Below are 2839 nucleotides of genomic sequence, written 5' to 3'. Positions count from 1 at the left end.
GCGACCGACGCCGCCGCGGCCGACGGCGCCGCGACCGACGGTGTCGTGACCGACACCGCCGACACCGGCGACCCGCCGCACGGCACGACCCCCGGGATCGACCCGGACACCGGCAGACCACGCAAGTTCGCCTACCCGCCGAACCTGCTGGTGGTCGACGGCGCCGGGCCGCAGGCCACGGCCGCGGCCGACGTGCTGGCCGAACTCGGTGTCACCGACGTCGCCGTGGTCGGGCTGGCCAAGCGCCTGGAGGAGGTGTGGCTGCCCGCCGACCCGGAACCGGTCGTCCTGCCGCGGACGTCGGAGGCGCTGTACCTTCTCCAGCGGGTGCGCGACGAGGCACACCGGTTCGCGCTCCGGTACCAGCGGCAGAAGCGGTCGAAACGGGTGCAGACGTCGGCGCTGGACAACATTCCCGGCCTCGGGCAGACCCGGAAGGCTGCGCTGATCAAGCACTTCGGCTCGGTGAAGAAGCTGCGGCGGGCCGGGGTCGCCGAGCTCGCGGAGGTACCGGGCATCGGGCGGCGTACCGCCGAGACCGTGCACGCCGCGCTGGCAGGGGACAGTACCGAGACACGAGGGGAGTCGCAGGCATGAGCAACGACGAGGCCAGAGCCTCCGGGATGGAGGTCGCGGTGGTGACCGGTCTGTCCGGTGCGGGCCGCAGCACCGCGGCGAAATGTCTGGAGGATCTGGGCTGGTTCGTCGTCGACAACCTGCCACCCGAGCTGATCTCCACGATGGTCGAGCTCGGCGCCCAGGCGCGCGGGGCGATCACCAGGGTGGCCGTGGTCATGGACGTGCGGTCGCGGGCCTTCACCGACGACCTCTCCTCGGTCATCAAGGAGCTGGACGCGCGCGGCTACAAACCGCGGGTGGTGTTCCTGGAGGCGACCGACCCGGTGCTGGTGCGCCGGTTCGAGCAGGTGCGCCGGGGCCACCCCATGCAGGCCGAGGGCAGGCTCGTGGACGGCATCACCGCCGAACGGGCCCTCCTCGCGCCGCTGCGGGAGGAGGCCGACCTGGTGCTGGACACCTCCGCGCTGTCGGTCCACGACCTCCGGGCCAAGATCGAGGACGCCTTCGGCACCGAGACCGGCACGCGCACGCGGGTCACCGTGCTGTCGTTCGGCTACAAGTACGGTCTGCCGATGGACTCCGACCTCGTGATGGACGTGCGGTTCCTGCCGAACCCGTTCTGGATCCCGGAGCTGCGGGACCAGAGCGGCCTGGACGGCGACGTGCGCAACTACGTGCTCGGCCAGGAGGGTGCCGAGGAGTTCCTCACCCAGTACCACGAGTTGCTGCGCCTGGTCGGGGCCGGGTACAAGCGGGAGGGCAAGCGCTACCTCACCCTGGCCGTCGGCTGCACCGGCGGCAAGCACCGCAGCGTGTCCATCGCCGAGGAGCTGGCGAACCGGCTGTCCAAGGAGGACGGCATGGCGGTCAAGGTGGTGCACCGCGATCTGGGCAGGGAGTGAGCCGGGGATGCGCGCCGTCGCGCTCGGGGGAGGACACGGTCTGCACGCGGCGCTTTCCGCACTGCGACGGCTCACCGCGGACCTGACCGCCGTCGTCACCGTCGCCGACGACGGGGGTTCGTCGGGCAGGCTGCGGCAGGAGCTCGGCCTGCTGCCGCCGGGCGACCTCCGGCAGGCACTGGCGGCGCTCGCCGCCGCGGAGGACGGGGGCACGCTGTGGGCCGAGGTGTTCCAGCACCGCTTCGGCGGATCGGGTGCGCTGACCGGGCACGCCGTGGGGAACCTGCTGCTGGCCGGCCTGTTCGAGGTGCTCGGCGATCCGGTCGCCGGTCTCGACGAGGCGGCCGCACTGCTGGGGATCTCCGGGCGGGTGCTGCCGATGTCGGCCGAGCCGCTGGAGATCGAGGCGGAGGTCACCGGGCTGGAGAACGGGGCCCTCAGCCGGATCCGCGGGCAGGTCGCCGTGGCCAGCACACCGGGGCAGGTACGCCGGGTACGCCTGCACAATCCCGGCCGTCCGGACCGGCCCCCCGTGGCCTGCGCGGACGCCGTTGACGCGGTGCTGAGCGCCGACACGGTCTTCCTCGGCCCCGGGTCCTGGTTCACCAGCGTCCTGCCGCACCTGCTGGTGCCCGGCCTGCACGAGGCGCTGGTGAGCACCAGGGCGACCAAGGTCGTCATCCTCAACCTCATCCCCCAACCGGGGGAAACGGCGGGATTCTCCCCCGAGCGGCATCTGGACGTACTCTCCGAGCATGCTCCGGAACTGACCGTGGACGCCGTGATCGCGGACCGGGACTCGGTGCCCACCCCCGCGCGGCTGCGCCGCGGTGCCGAGGCGCTCGGCGGCCGGGCCCATCTCGCGTCGGTGGCGGCGCCGGGCGGGGCCGGGCGGCATGATCCGGATGCTCTGGCGAGCTGTGTGCGAGAGGCTCTCGGGCGCACCGGGAGCACGGAGGAGGGTCAGTCATGGCCATGACGGCGGCGGTCAAGGACGAGCTGAGCCGACTCAGCGTCACCAAGCCCGGCCCGCGGCGGTCGGAGGTGTCGGCGATGCTGCGGTTCGCGGGCGGGCTGCACATCGTGGCCGGCCGGGTCGTGGTCGAGGCCGAGGTGGACACCGGGTCGGTGGCACGGCGCCTGCGGCGCGAGGTGTACGACCTCTACGGGCACCATTCCGACGTGCACATGATCACCTCGGGCGGGCTGCGCAAGGGCACCCGGTACGTGGTGCGCGTGGTCAACGACGGCGAGGGGCTGGCCCGGCAGACCGGGCTGATCGACCAGCGTGGGCGGCCGGTGCGGGGGTTGCCGGCGGCGGTGGTCTCCGGCGGCCTCGCCGACGCCGAGGCCGCCTG

The 2839-nt window shown here is 73.0% G+C and carries 4 protein-coding genes; all 4 read left to right on the top strand.

The window, feature by feature from the left end; genetic code table 11:
• The coding region (locus ACTIR_RS0111050) for a helix-hairpin-helix domain-containing protein (protein WP_026454331.1) at window positions 1–597 on the top strand (597 nt) is incomplete at its 5' end.
• Window positions 594–1481 (top strand): RNase adapter RapZ, encoded by an 888-nt coding sequence (gene rapZ / locus ACTIR_RS0111045; protein ID WP_007027150.1) that lies wholly within the window; start codon window positions 594–596, stop codon window positions 1479–1481. The genes ACTIR_RS0111050 and rapZ, both read left to right, overlap by 4 nt.
• Window positions 1482–1488: 7 nt before the next feature.
• Window positions 1489–2460 carry a gluconeogenesis factor YvcK family protein gene (locus tag ACTIR_RS0111040; RefSeq protein WP_007027149.1) on the top strand — a complete coding sequence of 324 codons (972 nt, stop codon included), beginning with the start codon at window positions 1489–1491 and terminating at the stop codon, window positions 2458–2460.
• A partial coding sequence (gene whiA, locus ACTIR_RS22795) for a DNA-binding protein WhiA (RefSeq protein ID WP_034239461.1) occupies window positions 2451–2839 on the top strand: 389 nt, incomplete at its 3' end. The genes ACTIR_RS0111040 and whiA, both read left to right, overlap by 10 nt.

This window comes from Saccharomonospora iraqiensis subsp. iraqiensis, assembly GCF_000430445.1.
GTDB classification, from domain to species: Bacteria; Actinomycetota; Actinomycetes; order Mycobacteriales; family Pseudonocardiaceae; genus Saccharomonospora; species Saccharomonospora iraqiensis.
This window is presented reverse-complemented; position numbering and strand designations above follow the sequence as displayed.

Excerpts from the sequence above, each read along its gene's own strand:
- rapZ (WP_007027150.1), top strand. The coding sequence starts at position 594 with ATGAGCAACGACGAGGCCAGAGCCTCCGGGATGGAGGTCGCGGTGGTG.
- ACTIR_RS0111040 (WP_007027149.1), top strand. The coding sequence starts at position 1,489 with ATGCGCGCCGTCGCGCTCGGGGGAGGACACGGTCTGCACGCGGCGCTT.